We start from the raw sequence: 294 nt of genomic DNA on the forward strand, positions 1-294 counted from the left end.
GTCAATAGCGGCATGCGCATTCCCGTCATCTTCATGACCGGTCATGGAGACATCGAGATGGGGGTGAAGGCGATGAAGGCTGGCGCGCTGGACTTCCTTGCCAAGCCGTTCAAGGACCAGGACATGCTCGACGCAGTGGCTCAGGCCCTGGCGCGGGACAGCGAGCGGCTCGCGGCCGAGGCCGCATTAGCCGGCTTGCGCGCCTCGTACCAATCCCTGTCACCACGCGAGAAAGAGGTGATGGCCTTTGTGCTGTCCGGCCTGCTGAACAAGCAGATTGCCTCTGAGATGGAC

Annotated in this window: 1 protein-coding gene; it reads left to right on the forward strand. The window is 62.2% G+C overall.

Going from position 1 to position 294, the window contains the following annotated elements:
- Positions 1 to 294: response regulator transcription factor (locus P0D89_RS54455; RefSeq protein ID WP_408371640.1), on the forward strand; the 294-nt coding region annotated here is incomplete at both ends.

It is taken from the genome of Paraburkholderia sp. RL18-085-BIA-A (genome assembly GCF_046027075.1).
Taxonomy (GTDB): domain Bacteria; phylum Pseudomonadota; class Gammaproteobacteria; order Burkholderiales; family Burkholderiaceae; genus Paraburkholderia.